This window comes from Streptomyces sp. NPDC043726 (genome assembly GCF_056436565.1).
Genome location: NZ_JBWKCI010000005.1, coordinates 442,858 through 461,914, shown reverse-complemented (window position 1 = coordinate 461,914; position 19,057 = coordinate 442,858). Strand labels below are relative to the sequence as shown.

The 19,057-nt window shown below is 72.3% G+C and carries 14 protein-coding genes; 5 read left to right on the top strand and 9 right to left on the bottom strand.

Features of this window, described 5'->3' with window-relative positions; all coding sequences use genetic code 11:
• Positions 1 to 16 precede the first annotated feature (16 nt).
• From AC068Z_RS17665 to AC068Z_RS17655, 3 genes are read right to left on the bottom strand one after another with little or no spacing between them, the layout of a single operon-like run.
• On the bottom strand, positions 17 to 1,945 hold the full coding sequence (locus tag AC068Z_RS17665; protein ID WP_478556133.1) for an AMP-binding protein: 1,929 nt from the start codon (positions 1,943 to 1,945) through the stop codon (positions 17 to 19).
• Positions 1,942 to 3,117, bottom strand: a complete 1,176-nt coding sequence (locus AC068Z_RS17660) for a thiolase family protein (protein WP_478556131.1) — start codon at positions 3,115 to 3,117, stop codon at positions 1,942 to 1,944. Before AC068Z_RS17660 ends, AC068Z_RS17665 begins: the two co-directional genes overlap by 4 nt.
• Positions 3,118 to 3,123: 6 nt before the next feature.
• Entirely contained in the window at positions 3,124 to 4,467 is a 1,344-nt protein-coding gene (locus tag AC068Z_RS17655) for an MFS transporter (RefSeq protein ID WP_478556129.1), read from the bottom strand.
• A 107-nt stretch (positions 4,468 to 4,574) separates the two neighbouring features.
• Between AC068Z_RS17655 and AC068Z_RS17650 the strand changes: the two genes are divergently transcribed.
• The 5 genes from AC068Z_RS17650 to AC068Z_RS17630 all read left to right on the top strand — a co-directional run bounded on the left by AC068Z_RS17650 (position 4,575) and on the right by AC068Z_RS17630 (position 10,961).
• Entirely contained in the window at positions 4,575 to 5,192 is a 618-nt protein-coding gene (locus AC068Z_RS17650; RefSeq protein ID WP_478556127.1) for a TetR/AcrR family transcriptional regulator, read from the top strand.
• Positions 5,193 to 5,293: 101 nt separating this feature from the next.
• The gene (locus AC068Z_RS17645; RefSeq protein WP_478556125.1) at positions 5,294 to 6,289 is read left to right on the top strand and encodes an LLM class flavin-dependent oxidoreductase; all 996 of its coding nucleotides are present in this window, start codon (positions 5,294 to 5,296) and stop codon (positions 6,287 to 6,289) included.
• Positions 6,290 to 6,305: 16 nt separating this feature from the next.
• Positions 6,306 to 7,571 (top strand): DUF2716 domain-containing protein, encoded by a 1,266-nt coding sequence (locus AC068Z_RS17640; protein ID WP_478556123.1) that lies wholly within the window; start codon positions 6,306 to 6,308, stop codon positions 7,569 to 7,571.
• Between the two features lie 108 nt (positions 7,572 to 7,679).
• Positions 7,680 to 10,016, top strand: a complete 2,337-nt coding sequence (locus tag AC068Z_RS17635) for an ATP-binding cassette domain-containing protein (protein ID WP_478556121.1) — start codon at positions 7,680 to 7,682, stop codon at positions 10,014 to 10,016.
• Between the two features lie 45 nt (positions 10,017 to 10,061).
• A complete protein-coding gene (locus tag AC068Z_RS17630; protein ID WP_478556119.1) occupies positions 10,062 to 10,961 on the top strand; it encodes an amidohydrolase family protein in 900 nt (299 codons plus the stop codon).
• Here AC068Z_RS17630 and AC068Z_RS17625 read toward each other — a convergent pair whose 3' ends face one another.
• From AC068Z_RS17625 to AC068Z_RS17600, 6 genes are all read right to left on the bottom strand, one after another.
• Positions 10,962 to 11,705, bottom strand: a complete 744-nt coding sequence (locus AC068Z_RS17625) for a hypothetical protein (protein ID WP_478556117.1) — start codon at positions 11,703 to 11,705, stop codon at positions 10,962 to 10,964.
• Complete coding sequence (locus tag AC068Z_RS17620; protein ID WP_478556115.1) at positions 11,702 to 14,680, bottom strand: tetratricopeptide repeat protein; 2,979 nt, start codon at positions 14,678 to 14,680, stop codon at positions 11,702 to 11,704. The genes AC068Z_RS17625 and AC068Z_RS17620 overlap by 4 nt, the downstream gene beginning before the upstream one ends.
• Before the next feature lies 1 nt (position 14,681).
• A complete protein-coding gene (locus AC068Z_RS17615) occupies positions 14,682 to 15,926 on the bottom strand; it encodes a hypothetical protein (protein WP_478556113.1) in 1,245 nt (414 codons plus the stop codon).
• A complete protein-coding gene (locus tag AC068Z_RS17610) occupies positions 15,926 to 17,017 on the bottom strand; it encodes a M48 family metalloprotease (RefSeq protein ID WP_478556111.1) in 1,092 nt (363 codons plus the stop codon). The genes AC068Z_RS17615 and AC068Z_RS17610 overlap by 1 nt, the downstream gene beginning before the upstream one ends.
• 288 nt (positions 17,018 to 17,305) lie before the next feature.
• Positions 17,306 to 18,262, bottom strand: a complete 957-nt coding sequence (locus AC068Z_RS17605; protein WP_478556109.1) for a lysophospholipid acyltransferase family protein — start codon at positions 18,260 to 18,262, stop codon at positions 17,306 to 17,308.
• Complete coding sequence (locus tag AC068Z_RS17600) at positions 18,262 to 19,035, bottom strand: GNAT family N-acetyltransferase (protein ID WP_478556107.1); 774 nt, start codon at positions 19,033 to 19,035, stop codon at positions 18,262 to 18,264. Before AC068Z_RS17600 ends, AC068Z_RS17605 begins: the two co-directional genes overlap by 1 nt.
• Between the last annotated feature and the right edge of the window lie 22 nt (positions 19,036 to 19,057).

Sequence of the window (19,057 nt, the reverse complement as noted above, 5' to 3'; positions counted from 1 at the left end):
AGGGGCGGGTCGCCCGTCATGAGGGGTCTTGCCGTACGGCCGCGCGCAGCGCCTCGAGGCTCTCGGGGTTGACGAGGGTGGACAGGTCGCCGGGTTCCCGGCCGGTGAGCACGTCGCGGACGAGGCGCCGCATCACCTTGCCGTTGCGGGTTCTGGGCAGCTGCGGCACGGCGATCACCCGGCTGGGCCGGAACGCCGGGCCGAGCGCGTCGGCGACCCGTGCGCGGATCCGCCGGCACTCCGGCGGGCCGAGGGACCGGCCGGCCGCCGGGACGGCGAGGCACCACAACGTCTCGCCCTTGACGGGATGCGGTACGCCGACCGCGGCGGCCTCGCCGACGGCCGGGTCGCCGAGGACCGCCTCCTCGACCTCGGTGGGACCCAGGCGTTTGCCGGCCACCTTGATGACGTCGTCGAGCCGCCCGTGCACGAACCATTCCTCGCCGGTGCGGGAGACCAGGTCGCCGTGCGACCAGCGGCCCGGCCGTCGTTCGAAGTAGGCCTCCAGGAAACGTTCCTGTGCCCGCCACAGGCCCCGGGTCATGCCGGGCCAGGGCTGTCGTACGACCAGTTCGCCGGCCTGTCCCGCCGGCGGCTCGGCACCGGAGGCGTCCTCGACGGCCGCGTCGATGCCCAGACAGGGCCCGGCGAAACCGCAGGGCGACTGGGGCAGGGTGGGCGCCGAGGCGAGCAGGGAGCCGCCGACCTCGGTGCCGCCGCAGATGTTGATCACCGGGCAGCGTTTGCCGCCGAACTCGGCGAAGTACCAGTGCCAGGCCTCCTCGGTCCACGGTTCCCCGGTGGACCCGAGGACGCGCAGCCGGGCGGGTGCCGCGGCGTTCGCCGGGCCGCGCCCCATCAGGGTGCGGGCCAGACTGGGCGAGCCGCCGAACACGGTGACCTCGTGGTCGTCGAGCAGCCGCCACAGACGGGTGGGGTCGGGCTGGTCTATCGCGCCCTCGTAGGCGAGGACGCAGGCACCGGCGAGGGTGGCGCCGACGGCGATCAGCGGGAACATGATCCAGCCGGGGTCGGTCACCCACCACACGACGTCGTCCGGCCGCAGGTCGAGGTTGTACCGCGTCTCGCTGCCCACCTGCGCGGCGAAGCCGCCGTGCGTGTGCAGGGCGCCCTTGGGCCGGCCGGTGGTGCCGGAGGTGTGCAGCAGGAGAAAGGGAGTGTCGGCGGGGAGCGAGACGGTCTCGGCGGGGTCGGCGGCGGCGAGAGCGTCCCAGTTCGTGTCGGCCGGTCCGGAGCCCGAGCCCTCCTGGACGACGACGAGGTGCCGGACGCAGGGGACCCGTTGCGTCGCCGTGCGGGCGGCCGCCTCCATGTCGTGGCGGCGTCCGTGCCGCACCGAGACCGTCGCGGTCACCAGGACCCGGGCCTCGGCGTCGGCGAGCCGGACCGCGATCGCGTCGGCGCCGAACCCGGAGAACAGCGGGACCAGGACGGCGCCGAGGCGGGCGCAGGCGAAGAGCAAGACGAAGGCCTCGGGGCCCGGGGGCAGGTACGCGGCCACCCGGTCCCCGACCGTGACCCCCAGTCCGCGCAGGCCTCCCGCCACCCGGGCGCTGAGGGCGGCCGTCTCGTCGTAGGTGAGGCTGCCGCGTGTCCCGTCCTCTCGTTCCCAGCGCAGCGCGGGCGCCCCTCCGCGGCCCCGCGGTGTCCGGGGCGCCAGGCAGGAGTCCACGAGGTTGGTGCGCCCGCCGGGGAACCAGCGGGTGTGGGCGATGCCCCTGGTGTCGTCGCGGACCCGCCGCGGGGGCACGTGCCAGGCGATGCCGATGTCGCGGACGGCCCGCTCCCAGAACCATTCGGGGTCGTCGACGGACCGGGCCTGCAGCGCGCGGTAGCCGCCATCGACGCCGTGCTCGCGGCAGAAGGCGGCGATGTTGCTCCGCTCGGTGTGCTCGCGGGACGGGTGCCATGCGTAGGCGCTCATCGCACCGCACCCGGGTTCTCGATCAGTGCGGCGATGCCCTGGCCGCCGCCGACGCACAGGGCGATCACGGCGAACCGGCCGCCGATGCGGCGCAGTTCGTGCGCGGCCTTGAGCAGGAGCACGGTTCCGGTGGCGCCGATGGGATGGCCGAGGGCGATCGCGCCGCCGTTGGGGTTGACCCGGTCCGGGTCGAGTTTGAGGCCGTCCATGACGGCGAGGACCTGGGCGGCGAACGCCTCGTTGAGCTCGATCACGTCGATGTCGTCGAGGGTGAGGTCGGCGCGGTGCAGCAGGGCGCGGATCGCCTGCGTGGGGGCGATGCCCATGATCTCCGGTTCCACGGCGCTGACCACGGTGTCCCGCAGCCGGCACAGCGGTGTGGTGCCGGGGGCGAGGTCGGCCGTGCGCATCAGCAGGACGGCGGCGGCGCCGTCGTTGACGCCGGCGGAGTTGCCGGCGGTGACGGTGCCGTTCTGCGCGAACACGGGCGGCAGGCCGGACAGCTTCTCCACCGTCGTGCCGGGCCTGGGGTGCTCGTCCCGCGCGACCAGCCCGGCCGGGGTGTCGACCGGGACGATCTGGTCCCAGAACCGTCCTTCGTCGACGGCGACGGCGGCCCGGCGCTGGCTCTCGGCGGCCCACCGGTCCTGGCGCAGCCGCGAGACGCCGTACCGGTCGGCCACGACCTCGCCGGTCATGCCCATCGGGTAGTGCCCGAAGGGGTCGGTGAGCAGGGAGAGAGTGCCGTCGACGGTGGAAGCCCCGGGTATCTCGTCGGGGGCGCGCTCGCCGTAGTCCAGGGTGGGCTGACGGGTCATCGACTCGTTGCCGCCGGCCACGACGCGGTCCACCGCGCCGACCGTCAGGCTCTGCGCGGCCGACCAGACGGCCTGGAGGCCCGATCCGCACAGGCGGTTGACGTTGTACGCGGTGGTGCGCACCGGCAGCCCGGCGGCCAGGGCCGCCCGCCGGGCGTTGAAGGCGTCGGGGCCCACCTGGCCGACGCAGCCGAGGACGACCTCGTCCACGGCGGCGGGTTCGGTCCCGGCGCGGGCGACGGCATCCTGGATCACCAGTGCGGCGAGCCGGTGGGCGGGGACGGAGCTCAGCGCGCCTCGGTAGCGGCCGATCGGCGTCCGGGCCCCCTGGACGACGGCGATGTCCACGGGCATCGGGGATCACTCCTTCACTGAGGGCTGCGCGTCGGTGGCGGACGCGGGCCGCGGGGCGGTGTGGCCGAGCAGGTTCCGGGCGTCACGGTCGGGGCGGACGAGGAGCATCGAGAGCACCGCCCCGGCGATCAGCAGCCAGGCGGTCAGGTCGAAGGCCCGGTCGTAGCCGACGGCTTCGGTCGGCGCCGCGTCGATGATCCGTCCGGTGACGTAGGGGGCGATGAGGCTGGAGAGGGCGGCGAGGGCGTACGACAGTCCGAGGGCGGCGCTGCGTCGGCCCGGCGGGCAGATGTCCGCGATCGCCGCGTTGGTCAGCGGGGTCTGGCCGTTGCCCGCGGAGAACGCCAGCACCAGAAGGGGCAGCAGGGCGGCGGACGGTGCCCGGGTCATCAGGAGCAGGCACCCGCCGGCGAGCAGGGGCAGCAGCGCGCCCACCAGTCCCTGGGCGAGCCGTGCGGTCGCCCCGCGCCGCAGGAGCCGGTGCGCGAGCGCGCCCGCGGTGAGCACCAGCGCGGCCATGGACAGGGCGGGCAGGCCGACGACAGCGCTGACCTGCGCGGTGCTGAAGCCCGCCTGTTCCTCCAAGTAGAGCGGCAGCCAGGCGAAGCCGAGGGCGAGCGTCCACATGACCGCGAAGGTGGAGAGAGTGGCGCCCAGCCAGGTACCGGTGGTGACGACGCGGTGGAAGGGCACGGTGCCGGTGGCCGCCTGCGACGGGCTGTCCCCGGGCCCGAGCCGGGCGGTGTAGGGCCCGCCACCGCCTACCCGCAGCCACAGCACGGTCCAGAGCAGGCCCACGGCGCCGAGCAGGCCGAACGCGGCCCGCCAGCCGAGGGTTTCGCTGACCAGGACGACCAGTGGGGCGGCCAGGACGGTGCCGCCCGCGCCGCCCGCGACCACGACGGCGGAGGGCAGCGCGCGCCGCTTCTCCGGGTACCAGGTGAAGGCGGTGTAGTTGGCCAGCGGATAGCCCGGCCCCTCTCCCGCGCCCAGCATGACCCGGGTCGCGACCAGCGCGCCGAACCCGGCGGCGGGGAGGAGGATCGGCAGTTGCGCCGCCGCCCAGACCAAGGCGAGCACCGCGAGCAGGGGCCGGGGGCGGATGCGGTCGCCGAGGAAGCCGACCGAGACGGCGGAGAGGCTGAACAGCAGATAGAAGCTGCTGGCGATGGTCCCGAACTCGGTCGCGGTCAGCCCGAGTTCGTCTTTGATGGGGCCCGCGGTCAGGCCGAGTACGGCCTTGTCGGCGGCGTTGATCACGATGAAGAGCGCCAGCACGGCCAGCACGGTGCGGGCCCGGCGGCGGGTACCGCCCGCCTCCCCCTGCTGGGTCTCGGCCTCCAGGGTCATGCGGCCCCCTCTCCCCTACGGAACGGAACAGGTCCGTTCCGTCTCGGCGGAACGTACTCCCGGCCCGGACGGAACGCAACCGTTCCGTCCGGTGTTAATCTCCCGCCGTGGAGTCGACCAGCCGGAGCGCACTCGACCGCGGGCCCACGGGCTCGGCGGTGCTGCGGGAGTCCGTGACCGAGACGATCAGGCGCGCCGTGTTCGAGGAGCTGGCCGAGACCGGGTACGCCCGGATGTCGATGGAGGCCGTCACCCGCCGGGCCGGCGTGGGCAAGGCGGCCCTGTACCGCCGCTGGCCCGCCAAGGAGGCGATGGTGGTGGAACTGGTCTCCGAGGCCGCCGCCGCGCATCTGCCGGCGACGGCCGGCTCCGGCTCCCTCCACGACGACGTCGAGCGTTTCGTGCGGGACACCATGACCGACCTGCACCACCCGCTCGTCGGCCGGATCATCCCGGACCTGGTGGCCGAGTCGGCCCGCAACCCGTCCCTGCGTGACGCGCTCCACGAGGCGGTCCTCGCCCCCCGGCGCGCGGCGGTGGCGACGCTGGTCCGCCAGGCGGTGGACCGGGGCGAACTGCCCGCCGAGACCGACCTGGGCCTGGCCGTCGACCTGTTCGGCGCCCCGCTGTACTTCAGGATGCTCGCGGTGGGCGGCCCCACGAACGACGCCTACGCCGCCCGCCTCACCCGCGCCGTCCTCGCGGCCCTGGCTGCCGGTCACTGACCGGCCGGCCGGGCCGGCCACGACGCCTGACTCCGGCCGGGTTTCCGGGCCCCGGGGCATGCCGTGAGGAATCCTGCGGGCCGCCGCGTGTTGAACCAGACATGAGTTCCGTTCTCGCGCAGGCCCGCTTCTCCGTCCTCGACCGTTCCCGCACCCGCGAGGGGCACACGAACGGCGAGGCGCTGCGGGACACCGTCACCCTGGCCCGGGAGGTGGAGGGACTCGGCTACCACCGGATCTGGGTGTCGGAGCATCACGGCGTGCCCGGAGTCGCCGGGTCCGCGCCCACCGTGCTGGCCGCCGCCGTCGCCGCCGCCACCCGGACGATCCGGGTGGGCACCGGCGGGGTCATGCTGCCCAACCACCAACCCCTCGTCGTCGCCGAGCAGTTCGGGGTGCTGGAGTCGCTCTTCCCGGGCCGGATCGACATGGGGCTCGGGCGTTCGGTCGGATTCACCGGCGGGGTGCGCAAGGCACTCGGCCGGGACAAGGACGACGCCGAGGACTTCGCCGGGCAGCTCGACGAGTTGCTGGGCTGGTTCCGCGGGACCTCGCCGACGGGGGTGCACGCGCGCCCGGCCGAGGGGCTGACCGTGCCGCCGTTCGTGCTCGCCATGGGCGAGGGCGCCGGCATCGCGGCCCGCGCGGGCCTGCCCCTGGTCATCGGCGACCTCCGCAACCGGCCGAAGATGCAACGCGGGATCGACCACTACCGCGCGAACTTCCGCCCCTCCCCCTGGGCCGCGGAGCCGTACGTCGTCGTCTCCGGCACCGTCGCCGTGGCCGCCACCCCCGAGGAGGCCCGGCGGCTGCTGGTCCCGGAGGCCTGGTCGATGGCGTACGCGCGCACGCACGGCACCTTCCCGCCGCTGCCGCCCGCCGAGCGCGTGGCGGCGCTCACCATGACCGCGAAGGAGCGCGGCTACTACGAGCAGGGCCTCGCCGGGCATCTCGCCGGCACCGAGGAACAGGTCGCGGACGAGCTGGAAATCCTGTTGAAGGACACCGGCGCCCAGGAGATCCTCGTCACCACCAGCTCGTACGACCGCGGGGCGCTGCTGGACTCGTACCGGCGGCTGGCGACGATCGTGAAGTGAACCATGGGGGCCGTGAGTGACCGATGACGCCTCGGCGTTGTGGTCGGCGTACGACAGTCGGATGCGGGGCCGTCTGCCCGAGGTGTGGGGCGTGGTCGCCGAACGGGACGGGCCACTGGTCCGCGTCCACTACGGCACCCATGGCGTCGTGGACCACCGGGACCTCTCCGGGGTCGACGACCTGGCCGGCCTGGTGCGGCGGACGCAGGAGATCTTCGCCGAGCGCGTCGAGCCGGTCACGTGGAAGGTGTACTCGCACGACGGGCCGTCGCTCGCCCGGGCACTGCTCGATGCGGGGTTCACTCCGGGGCCCCCGCGTTCCCTGCTGATCGCCGACGTCGCCGACGTGCCGACGACGGACACGGAGACGCGCACGTACTGGCTCGGCATGGCGCGGAGCGACCGCGAGAAGCTGCTCGACCTCGCCGCCGCGGCACCCGAGCAGCGCCGGCCGGTGTCCGAGCTGGAGCACGGCATGGACATCCTGTCCCTCTGGCGCCACGGCCGCCCCGTGGACCTGGTCTGGCTGGAGAAGGCCGACGGCACGGACTTCTCCTCCGTCGGCGGAATCAGCGGGCCACGCCCCGAGCTGCTGCATGCCGCGGCCGCGTGGGCGAACCGGCAGGTGTGGTCGCGACCCAGGTCCCGTTACGTGGTGGCCGAGGCCGGCGGCGACCTCCTCCCGGTCCATCTGTCGGCCGGCTTCCACCCGGTCGCCGAGGTCACCACCTACCGCTGGGCGCCGCCCGGGGAGCCCGCCCGCGAGCGCCCGGCGAGGATGCTGTTCTCCGAACCCGAGCACGACGAGATCTGGCGCCGCTTCGAGGAGCGGTTCGAGGTCACGTACGAGACCGCCTACGACGGCTTCGCCGAACCGCCGGGCTCGGTCACCTGGCACATGGCGGCCGTCGACGACTGGCGCGACCCGCTGCTCAGGGAGGTGGAGGCGGTCATCGCCCGGGGCCTCAGGGCCTGCGGGCGCCGCGGCGAGCGACTCTACCGGCTCAAGTGGTACATCAGCGGCTCCGTCTGGGACCCGACCCGGGCCGGCGGTCCGGGTCAGCCCCCGTGGCCGGGCTACTCCTACCTGACCGACGAGAACGTCATCCAGGTCAGCGAGGACCTGCGCACGGGCACCTACGGCAACTTCGTGGAGGAGTCCCTGTGCGTGTGGGGCACCGACCTGGTCGCCGAGGTCGAGGAGGAGCTCACCCGGCTGCTCGGCACGGTGCTGCGGCGGGACGGCCGACCGGTGGGGAACGTGTGGACGTTCGGGCCCTGACCGGCCCGGTCTGGCCCGGTCCGCCCCGGTCGCATAGGATCGCGTGGTTTGTCCCCCTGCCCTGCTTCCCTGTTCCGCTTCCCCGCTTCCCTGGTGTGGAGATCCGTCATGCACGACCCCCACGATCCGTACGTCCGCGTCCGAGGCGCCCGCGAGCACAACCTCCAGGGCGTGGACGTCGACATTCCCCGGGACGTGCTGGCCGTGTTCACCGGCGTCTCCGGATCGGGCAAGTCCTCACTCGCCTTCGGCACGATCTACGCCGAGGCGCAGCGCCGCTACTTCGAGTCGGTGGCGCCGTACGCCCGCAGGCTGATCCACCAGGTGGGCGCGCCGAAGGTCGGGGAGATCACCGGACTGCCACCGGCGGTCTCGCTCCAGCAGCGGCGCTCGGCGCCGACCGCACGCTCGTCGGTCGGCACGGTCACCAACCTCTCCAACTCCCTGCGCATGCTGTACTCCCGCGCGGGCGACCACCCGCCCGGCGCCGAACGGCTCGACTCCGACGCCTTCTCCCCCAACACGGCCGCCGGAGCCTGCCCGTCCTGCCACGGCCTGGGCCAAGTCCACCGTACGACGGAGGAGTTGCTGGTCCCCGATCCGACGCTGTCGATCCGGGACGGCGCGGTCGCCGCGTGGCCCGGCGCCTGGCAGGGCAAGAACCTGCGGGACATCCTCGACGCGCTCGGTTACGACGTGGACCGGCCCTGGCGCGAACTGCCCGCCGAGCAGCGGGAGTGGATCCTCTTCACCGACGAGCAGCCGGTCGTCACGGTCCATCCGGTGCGGGACGCGGACCGGATCCAACGGCCGTACCAGGGCACGTACATGAGCGCCCGGCGGTACGTCATGAAGACGTTCTCCGACTCCAAGAGCGCGACCCTGCGCGCCAGGGCGGAGCGGTTCCTGGCCAGTGCGCCCTGCCCCGCGTGTGACGGCAGCAGGCTGCGCCCCGAGGCGCTGGCGGTGACCTTCGCGGGCCGTACGATCGCCGAGCTGGCGGCGCTACCGCTGGCCGAGCTGGCCGGGGTGCTGCACGGCACCTCGGAGACGGCCCGGGTCCTCACCGAGGATCTGAGGTCCCGGATCGCCCCGGTCGTCGAGCTGGGCCTCGACTATCTGAGCCTCGACCGGGCGACCCCCACCCTCTCGGCGGGCGAGCTGCAACGCCTCCGCCTCGCCACCCAGCTGCGCTCCGGGCTCTTCGGCGTCGTCTACGTCCTCGACGAGCCGTCCGCCGGACTGCACCCTGCGGACACGGAGGCGCTGCTGACGGTGCTGGCGCGGCTGAAGGCCGCGGGGAACTCGGTGTTCGTGGTGGAACACCATCTGGACGTGGTCCGCGGCGCCGACTGGCTGGTGGACGTGGGCCCGAGGGCGGGCGAGCACGGCGGGCGGGTGCTGTACAGCGGACCGCCCTCCGGCCTCGCCACGGTGACGGAGTCGGCGACGGCCCGTTTCCTGTTCGACGGCTCCCCCACTCCCCCGCGCGAAGTCCGCTCGCCCTCGGGCCAGTTGAAGCTCGGCCCGGTCACCCGGCACAACCTGCGAGCGGTGACCGCCGAGTTCCCGCTCGGGGTGTTCACCGCGGTCACCGGTGTCTCGGGCTCGGGGAAGTCCACGCTGATCGGGGAGATCACCGAGGAGCTGCCCGGCGTCGGCCGGCTGGTGAGCGTCGACCAGAAGCCGATCGGCCGCACTCCGCGCTCCAACCTCGCCACCTACACAGGCCTGTTCGACGTCGTCCGGAAGGCGTTCGCGGCCACGGACGAGGCGCGGGAGCGGGGATTCGGGGTCGGCCGCTTCTCCTTCAACGTGGCCGGAGGGCGCTGCGAGACCTGCCAGGGCGAGGGGTTCGTCAGCGTCGAGCTGCTGTTCCTGCCGAGCACGTACGCGGCGTGCCCGGACTGCGGGGGCGCGCGCTACAACCCCGAGACGCTCGAAGTGACGTACCGGGGACGGAACATCGCCCAGGTGCTGGACCTCACGGTCGAGGCGGCGACCGGCTTCTTCGCGGACACCCCGGCGGTGGCCCGCAGCCTCGGCACGCTGCTGGACGTCGGCCTCGGCTATCTGCGCCTGGGACAGCCCGCGACCGAGCTGTCCGGCGGTGAGGCCCAGCGCATCAAGCTGGCGAGCGAGCTGCAGCGGGGCCGCCCGAGCCACACGGTGTACGTGCTGGACGAGCCGACGACCGGCCTCCACCCGGCCGACGTGGAGGTCCTGATGCGTCAGCTGCACGGCCTGGTCGACGCCGGGCACACCGTGGTCGTCGTCGAGCACGACATGGCGGTGGTGGCGGGCGCGGACTGGGTGATCGACCTCGGCCCGGGCGGCGGCGAGGCGGGCGGCCGGATCGTGGCGGCGGGTCCGCCGGCGGAGGTCGCGCGGGCGGAGGGCAGCGCCACGGCGGAGTACCTGGCCCGGACGATGGACGGGAACTGATCAATGGGGTTGTGGTGACGGGTACGCCTGCGTGACAGTCGGGGCATGACTGCGCGCAGCGAAGGCGACCCGGTGGACGAGGCCGAGGCTCTGGAAGGATTCCGGCGGCGTATCGGGGTGCCCGGGTTCGTCGACGTCCACACGCACTTCATGCCGGAGCGGGTGCTGCGCAAGGTGTGGGACTACTTCGACGCGGTCGGCCCGATGACGGGTGTCGAGTGGGCCATCACCTACCGCCACGAGGAGGACGAACGAGTGGCGCTGCTGCGCCGCTTCGGGGTGCGTGCCTTCACCGCGATGCTGTACCCGCACAAGGCGGGCATGGCGGCCTGGCTGAACGAATGGGCCGCCGACTTCGCGACCCGCACACCCGACTGCCTGCACACGGCCACGCTGTTCCCGGAGGACGGCGTCGAGGACTACGTCCGCTCGGCGGTCGAGGCCGGGGCCAGGGTCTTCAAGTCCCATGTACAGGTGGGCGCGTACGACCCGGCCCACGAACTGCTTGACCCCGTGTGGGGCATGCTGGCCGATGCGGGCATCCCCGTGGTCATGCACTGCGGCTCGGGCCCCGCCCCCGGCAAGCACACCGGTCCGGAACCGGTGGCCCGCCTACTGGCCCGCCATCCCCGCCTGCCCCTGATCGTGGCGCACATGGGCATGCCGGAGTACACGGACTTCCTGGACCTGGCCGAGCGGTACGACGAGGTCCGCCTGGACACGACGATGGCCTTCACCGACTTCAGCGAACGTCTCAACCCCTTCCCCGAAGCCGAACTCCCCCGCCTGAAGGCCCTGGCCGACCGCATCCTCCTCGGCACGGACTTCCCCAACATCCCGTACCCGTACCTCCACCAACTGGAGTCCCTCGAACGCCTGGGACTGGGCGAGGAGTGGCTGCGGAAGGTGTGTCACGAGAACGGGGCCCGGTTGTTCGGGGTGTAGTCAGGGGGCGGGGACCGTCAAGGCGGCCTCCTGCTCGCCGTCGTCGGTCAGAACGACCGTGTACGAGGCATAGGCCCTTTCGGTGTCGACGGAGGCCTTGAGCTCGGCGCCGCCGTCGGCGTCGGGGGTACCGCTGCTGCGCATCAGCACCGTCTCGGCGCCGGACGCGTCGGTGCCCGTGACCGTCATGGTCAGCGTCGCGCCCCGGTCGACGTCGGTCGCGCTCCCGCTCGCGGAGAGACTGTGCTGCGCATCGGACCAGGCGCCCTCGAGGGCGACCTGGTACGACGGATGCGCCACCACGGACGCGATCAGGGCCGTGAGCCCGGCCACGAGCAGGCCCGCACACAGGAGCCAGCCCGCCGCAGCCACTTTTCCCGCGTGGCGGAACTCGCTCTCGTACCAGGCCTTCACGTCGTCGAGGTCATCGAGGTTGACCTGACGACTGCGCAGGACGAGCGTCCGCAGCGCCAGCAGCACGGCGGCCAGCGTGAGAACGAAGGCCAGGGCCGCGAACGCCAGCAGTTCCGGTCGCTGAGTGAGCTCGCTGATCGAGAACAGACCGGCGACGGAAAGGGCGGTACCCAGCAGGGAAATGGACGTCAACACGTATTTGGCGTTGGCGGCGATCCTGTTGAGCGTGTGCTCGGGTTCGAGCGCGGCGGCGGCCCGCTGCCAGCGCCGGGTCTCGGGCGACACCGTCTCCCGCGACGCCTGCGCTGTCCGGCGAACCGGATCGTTCATGACGCGACGACCCCTTTGAACTCGTGGTCGTGCGCGTCCTCGCCCGAGCCTGTACCGGGGCACACGACCACCACGGTGAAGGGCTTGTCATTGCGCCGCCCCCTGCCCCTTCGGACGGAGAAGCCGAAGTTCGCCACCTGCACCGGATCGTTGGCCAGGCGGTCGACGACCTGGTCCGTCAGATCCGTTCCGTGCAAGGTGCAGTGATACTGCTCAGGCCTCAGCTTGCCTTCCACGGCTTCCCTCCACTCGTGAGTGGCCGGTCCGTCGCGCGCCAGCATCCAGCGGATCAGCTCCACGTACTCGGGGGCGACCTCGCGGAAGCTGGGCTGGGCCAGCACGACGTCCAGGTCGTGCTCGGCCACATGCAGCAGAAATCGTCGGCGGCCAGGGTGCGCGACGCCACGCATGGTCACGACAGCCTCGGCGTACGCGTCGACCGCGCGCTCAACCGGCTCCAGGCCGAGCAGCGCAAGGGCCAGGTCGAACTGGACGGGACTGCCGGACTCCTCGATGAGCAGGGCTTCGCCGAATTCGCGCGCGGCCTGCTCGCACTCGTCCAGCCGAAGGTGGCACCAGCCGATCTGGGACAGCTCCACGGCGCCGACCCCGCGAAGCACGCCCAGGGTCCGCTCGAAGTGGTCTCGTGCCCCCTCGCTGTCTCCGTCCTGAAGCATCAGGTCCGCCAGTCCGATCCACGCCCACGTGCTCTCCCGGCGGCCGGCGCCGGTTCGGTGGTCCACCGCGTTCTGGAAGCTCAGACGTGCGTCCTCACGCCGTCCCAGCAGCTCCAGGGCCCAGCCGCGGACCATCCACGCCCAGCCGTTGACGGGTTCCAGTTCCAGGGCCGCGTCGAAGGCCTCGACGGCCCGCTGGATCTCGTCGGTGTCCAGGAGAACGGCTCCCTTGAGCGCGTAGGCCCAGGCGTACGCGCTGTTGAGCGCCAGAGCCCTGTCGCACGACGCGAGCGCGCTGTCGTAGTCCTTGAGCCGGTACTCCGTGGCGCTGAGGATTCCCCAGACCCACGCGTCCCCGGGCCACCGCTCGGTGCCCGCCACGAGCACCTCCCGCGAGTCGGCGAACCTGCCCTGCTCCTGGAGCAGGTCCCCCAGTTCCGCGTAGGCGAAGCTGGGGCTGTCGTCGCTCTCGACGGCCCTGCGCAGGCTCTCCTCGGCCTTGCTGCTGCCCAAGGCGCGCAGCACCTGGCCCAATGTGCCGTGCAGCCAGCCGTTGTCCGGACGGATCGCGAGGCCGCTCTCCAGGCGGGCTCGTGCTTCCGTCTGGCGGCCCAGCCCACGCAGGGCCTCGCCCAGCCAGAGGCACACATCCGCGACGACCTTCTCGTCGGCCTCTGGTTCGGCCGTCTCCTCGAGTCGGCGGGCCGCCGTCTCCAAGGGCGTCAGTGCGGCTTCGTAGTCCCGGCGGAGCACGGCGATGTGTCCCTGGGCCGTCAGCAGCCTTGGATCCTCACCATGAATGCGCAGCCCCGAGGCGACGACGTCGTCCGCCTCGTCGAGCCGATCCCGGCTGATCAGCAGTTCGGTCAGCTTTCGCCTGGCGTCCAAGAAGTCCGGTCTGAGGCTCAGGAGCCGTCGCAGTGGCCGCAGGGCGTCCTCGGCCCGCCCCAGATGGACCAGGGCCACTCCCTCGGCGCGCAGGGCCATCAGGTCCGAGCTGTCCAGAACAGTCGCGTGCCGAGCCGCGTCGAGGGCTTCCTCGAAGCGTTCGAGGAGGGCGAGGAGCAGCGCGCGGCGCCCGAGCAGCGCAGGGTTCTCCGGTACGAAGAGCAGGGCGTGGTCCGTTTCGTTCAGGGCGCGCTCGTACTCGCCCATGCCCATCACGGAGTCGATCATGTCCAGCCGGTCCTGAGGCAGGGCTGCGCTCTCGGCCAGGAGCCCGCTGAGGATCTCGATGGCTGCCTCGGGCCGGTCCAGTCGGCGCAGAATCCCGGCCTTGAGCCGGCGCAGTTCGACATCGGCGGGCAACTCGGTGAGGAGCTTCTCCACCACCGTGAGTGCTTCTCGCTCGTTCCCCGCCCACAGCAGCACGCGAGCCTGTGCGGCACGCAGTTCGGGCACCTGACCGGAGCGTGCGAATCCGTCATCGAGGAGACGGAACGCCTCCTCGATCCGGTCCAGTGACCCGAGCAGCTGCGCCGTGTACGCGTGCGCCTCGACAGATTCCGGATGCCGTTCCAGCGCCTGCTCGACCGCGGCAAGCGCGTCCTCGCGCCGCCCGAGGTCGTGCAGGGCGTAACTCCGGCCGATCATGGCGCCCAGGTGGTCGGGCACCAGGCGGAGGGTCAGGGAGAAGCACCTGAGCGCCTCGCCGGGCGTGCCCCCGGCTCCGTACCACATGCCGGCCTGGCTGTACGCGTCCGCCGCCTTGTCCGGCTGCGCGGCTTCTTCGAGGCTGCGGGCGAGCCGCTCGGCGATCGCGGGGTCCTCGGCCCCGGCGTCGAGAGCGAGGTTCAGGAGTCGGTCCGCCTCCGCCTCCCGCGACCGTCGCCTGAGCAGATCGGCGATTCCCAGGACCACTTCCGCGGGTACGGGCGTGTCTCGTTCCAGGGCCAGGGTGACGAAATGCCGCGCCTCGTCCAGTCTCCCCAGACCGCCCAGCGCCGTGCCGTAGTCGGCGAGTTCATCGCGTCGCAGCTCGACACCGGCCCGCGACGCCCGGCCGAAGATCCCCACAGCCTCCTCGAACCGAGCCGCCCCGCACGGCGGGGACACCCTCCGCTCGACCCGCCCGAGGGTGGTCAGAGCCGACGCGTGGATCAACTGGAGACGCTGCTGGTCCTCACCGCCCGCTGTCGCCGCCCGCGCAGCGGCGACCTCCGCCAAGAGGCGCTCGAGGACTCTCGCGCAGTCGCTGGTCCTACCGCACTTGAGCGCATCCCTCGCCGCCGCCAGTTCCGACGACAGCTGGCCGATGAGGGTGCCCTTGAAGCCCCAGGGACTTACGGCCGTGGTCACCTCAGCCACCCCCCGGCGGACGGGACGTGCCCGGCACGCCTGCCCATCCGCCGCCGACCCCCCGCCCGTCGATGATCTCCTGGCACAGGCCCCGGGTCACCACCGACCCCTTCGTCTCCCAGTCCGGACGCCGGATCCGCACGTACCAGGACGCGTTGAGGGCGTCCCGCAGCCGATGAGTGGGCAGCAGCTCGCCGGGGACGGACAGATCGTCTCCGTTGTCCAGTTGCTCGATCCACTCCGAACCCCACCTCATCGCCGTCTTCCAGTTCGCCGGGGTGTACGCCGCACTCGGGTAGAAGGCCTTCTTCAGGGCGGAGTGGACGGCCGCCGGGTCCAGGGCGAGCGAGGCCAGTGGATCGGCCTCTTCCCCGTCGGCGGGGGGCAGCGATCCGACGGCCTGCTCCCAGCAGTTCGTCAGTTCGCGGTGGAGGTGGGTCTCGATCAGGCTGTGGGCGTCGAGCGCGTCGACGATGCCGGTCACCATGCTCGCGCGCTGGCGCACCAGTTCGCGCTCGGCCAGGGAGGTGCCGACCATGTCGAGCCGCAGCAGCAGGAGCGCACACGCATAGGCCGGACCGTTCGTGAAGGTGGCGAACGCGTCCGCCAGCAGCATGCGGACCCGTTGTTCGACGGCTGTCGGCGGGATGGCGGCGTCAGCCGCGAGGGCAGCGTGTTCCCGGCACGAAAGGTCGGTGGCGAACGCGTTCGCCTGCTCCGTTTCCACGATCGCCACTCGCCCGTACTCGTGCGCGACCAGCGGCAGGGTCCACACATCCCACTCCGGGAACCTGATGTGGGCGACACGTCGCATGTCGACGGGAGGCACACGGTCGGGCGAGGGGATGACGATCGTGGGCATCTTGCCGACGCTCTTGGCGCACTCCTTGATCAGTTCATCGGCGAACAGACACATCTGCTCGTCCAGCCTCATGTCGCGAAAGACGAGCCCGCCGAGCACCTCGAGGCATTCCCGGAACACCTCCTCGCTGAGGCCTTCGATCTTGCGGTACTCCTGCCAGGCCTGACTCGGATCCAGATCCCCGTTCGCCACCTGGGAGTTGAGGACCTCCAGCATCTCCAGGTCGTTCGTCGAGTTGCTGCGGATCTCGTTGAACGCCCTGATCCACGGCTCGTCCTCCACCGTGATGTACGCGAAGTCCAGTTTCTTCTCGGAGGCGGCGTTCGCGCGCTGCAGGTTGCGCCGTAGGGAGGCGATGCGTTCTTGCAGAATGGACTGGCGCATCAGGGGGCCTCCCGCGAGAAGTTGGACTCCGCCAGACCTCTGGCCTGTTTCGCAATGCTCCGCCAGGCACCGTCGTCGGTCGTATGGATGCGCGCCAGCCAGCTCGCGTTGACGATGTCCCGCATCCGGTAGGTGGCCACGGGGCCTGTTCCTCGGCGCGACCACTCGTTCGTCTCGTCGCCGCCGAACTGGTCCGCCAGTTCCTGGGCTGTCCACCAACCGCCGTAGCGAGCTCCCGCGAGATGGGCGGCCAGGAACGTCATGCAGTCGTCCACCCAGGCCCGGTACGGCTCCGGAAGCCCCTGCTCGTCCGCGGTACCCGCCTCGGCGGTCCCCGAACGCCACGCCGCGCGCATCACGTGGAGCGCGTGATCATAACGGTGGTCCTGGTTCAGGAGGTCCAGAGCGGCCTCGATCGCAGCGATGCGCATGTTGGGGGCGGGGTGGGTTTCGGTGCCGTCCCGGGCCACGGCCGGGTCGAACCGGTCGAGCGCGCACGCCAGGCCGTACGCCGGGCCGAGAACGTAACTCGCGAATGCGTCGGCGAACACCTCGTGCAGCCAGGCCCACGACGCCTCGGGCCACATCGCTCGCTTCCGTTCGAGCCGGTCTTCCAGGGGATGAACGGTTCGGACTCCCCCGTCGACCGTGACGGCAGGCCCGACGAAGTGCCCGAATTCATGCGCGACCACCGGCAGGTCCCAGAACGAGCGGCCCGGGAAGCGGACCCTGATCACCCGGGTGGACCGCGCGTAGATCTCCTCCGTACCGAGCACGGTGAACGAGTCCCACGAGACGGGCAGCGTCTCGCCGATCTCGTCGAGCAACGCGTCGGCGAGCCCGCAGTATCCGTCATCCAGGCGTGCGGCGCGCAGTGTCGCACCTTCCACGAGAGACAACGTCTCCTCGAAGAGTTCGTCGCACTCGAGCTGGATGCGATACAGCTCCGGCCAAGGATCCACGGACGTCTCACCCGTGTCGAGCGCGGTGAGCAGAGTACGGGCTTCGATCTCCCGCAGGTGGAGCGCGTTGGTCAAGCGTGTTCCCACGCGCCCGCCGAGCTCGGGCCCGATCGCCTCGGCGCTGGTCACGCCCGTCTTGATCCGGCCGATCAGCGAGACGACGCGGTTGCGCAGGAGCCCAGCCGACGCGTCTCGTTCGCCTCCTCCGAGCATGGCGCCCTCACCTCGCAGGTTGGCCTATGCCCACCTCCCATTCTCGGCAGCGACGGAGGACTTGTCCTGGCGGAGGCATGGTTGAACGGGGCACCACCGTCGATCGCGGCTCCGGCGGAGCGTGCGGAAGCCGCGTTGTCGAACACCGTGGTCGATCGGTCGGCGGCTCGGGCAAACCACCGCGGGAGGGCTCGATCCCGTGGCTCAGCCGTGCAGCACGACCGCCCTCGTGGTCCGTTCACTCGACGGCGTGGCGTGCGCCCAGGCCGGTTCGCCTCCCGTGGGGCACGGCTGGGACGCGTGGGCCAGGGTGCGGCGGTCCGGGTGGGTGTCGGGGGCGATGGTCGGGCGGACGTCCACTTCAGCCACCAGGTGACGGGAGGTGACCACCCGCCACAGGGAGGAGAGCAGGGAGTCCTCGCCCACGAAGGCCGGGGTGGTCGTCGCGGGGCCGTCCGCGAAGCGGTAGTGCAGGCGGACCGGCTGGACCGGTACCCCGGCGTCCAGGGCCGCCTGGAACACCGCGCGGCGGAAGCGGCCCTGGGCCCTGCCGCACCAGGTGCTGCCTTCCGGGAAGGCGACCACCGCGGCGCCGGAGCGCAGCGCCTCGGCGATCCGGGCGACCGTCAGGGGCAGGGCTCGCAGGCGGTCGCGTTCGATGAAGAAGGCGCCGCTGCGTGCCGTGAGGCCGCCCGCCACCGGCCACCGCCGGATCTCCGCCTTGGCCAGCATCCTGGCCGGGCGCACCGCCGCGAGCAGCGGGATGTCCAGCCAGGAGATGTGGTTGGCGACCAGGAGCAGACCGCCGGTGGAGGGGGCGGCGCCGGTGATCCGGACCCGGACCCCGGACGCCCGGACCACGGCCCTGCTCCAGCCGCGGATCAGCGTGTCGCGCCGGGACGCGGGGACGATGCCGAACACCGGCAGCAGGGCCACGCCCACGAGCAGCGTCAGCAGCAGTGCCGTCAGACGCAGCACCGCCCGCGGCACGTCCGTCCAGACGCGGACCGAGGCGACACACACCTGCGGGGAGCAGGGCGCCGTGGGCAGCCAGGCGCTCGTCGGGATCACCGGGCGGGGCACCGCGGCCGCCGCCGCCCGGCGGGCGCGCCGCTGGGTCAGGGCCCGCCCGCCCACGGGCACCGTGCGCAGCAGGCTCATCAGGCCGGGACGAGCGAGAGGAAGTGCTTGAGATAGCGCGCGTTGACCCGGCGCATCGACAGCAGCACGTACAGGTCGGCGACCCCGAAGTCCGGGTCGTGGGCCGGCTCCGCGCACACCCAGGCGCCGAGGCGGAGGTAGCCGCGCAGCAGCGGGGGCAGTTCCGTGCGCCCCTCGGGACGGGCCACGCCGTCCGCGTTCCAGGGCAGCAGCGGACGGACCCGGTACTCCTCGGGCGCCAGGTGCTTCTCCCGCACCCGGTCCCAGGTGCCGGCCGCGAGGGCGCCGCCGTCCGCGAGCGGGATGGAGCAGCAGCCGGCCAGCCACTCGTGGCCGTTGTCGACCATGTACCGCGCGATCCCGGCCCAGATCAGGCCGATCACGGCGCCGTCCCGGTGGTCGGGGTGGACGCAGGAGCGGCCGACCTCGACCAGGCCCGGGCGGATCGGGTCGAGCGGGGCGAGATCGAACTCGCCCTCGGAGTAGAGCCGCCCGGCGACCGCGGCGCGGTCCGGGGGCAGCAGCCGGTAGGTGCCGACGACCTGGTCGGTGACCGTGTCACGGACCAGCAGGTGGTCGCAGTACGCGTCGAAGGCGTCGATGTCGTGCCCCGGCTGCGGGGTGGACAGGAGGGCGCCCATCTCCCCGGCGAAGACGTCGTGGCGCAGCCGCTGCGCGGCCCGTACGTCGTCCTCGGTGCGGGCGACGCTGACGGTGTAGCGGGTGGGGGCCGCCGGCTGCGGGGGGCGGTCGAGCGTGGAAACGCCGTTCATGGCTCTCTCCTGGTCACGGGCC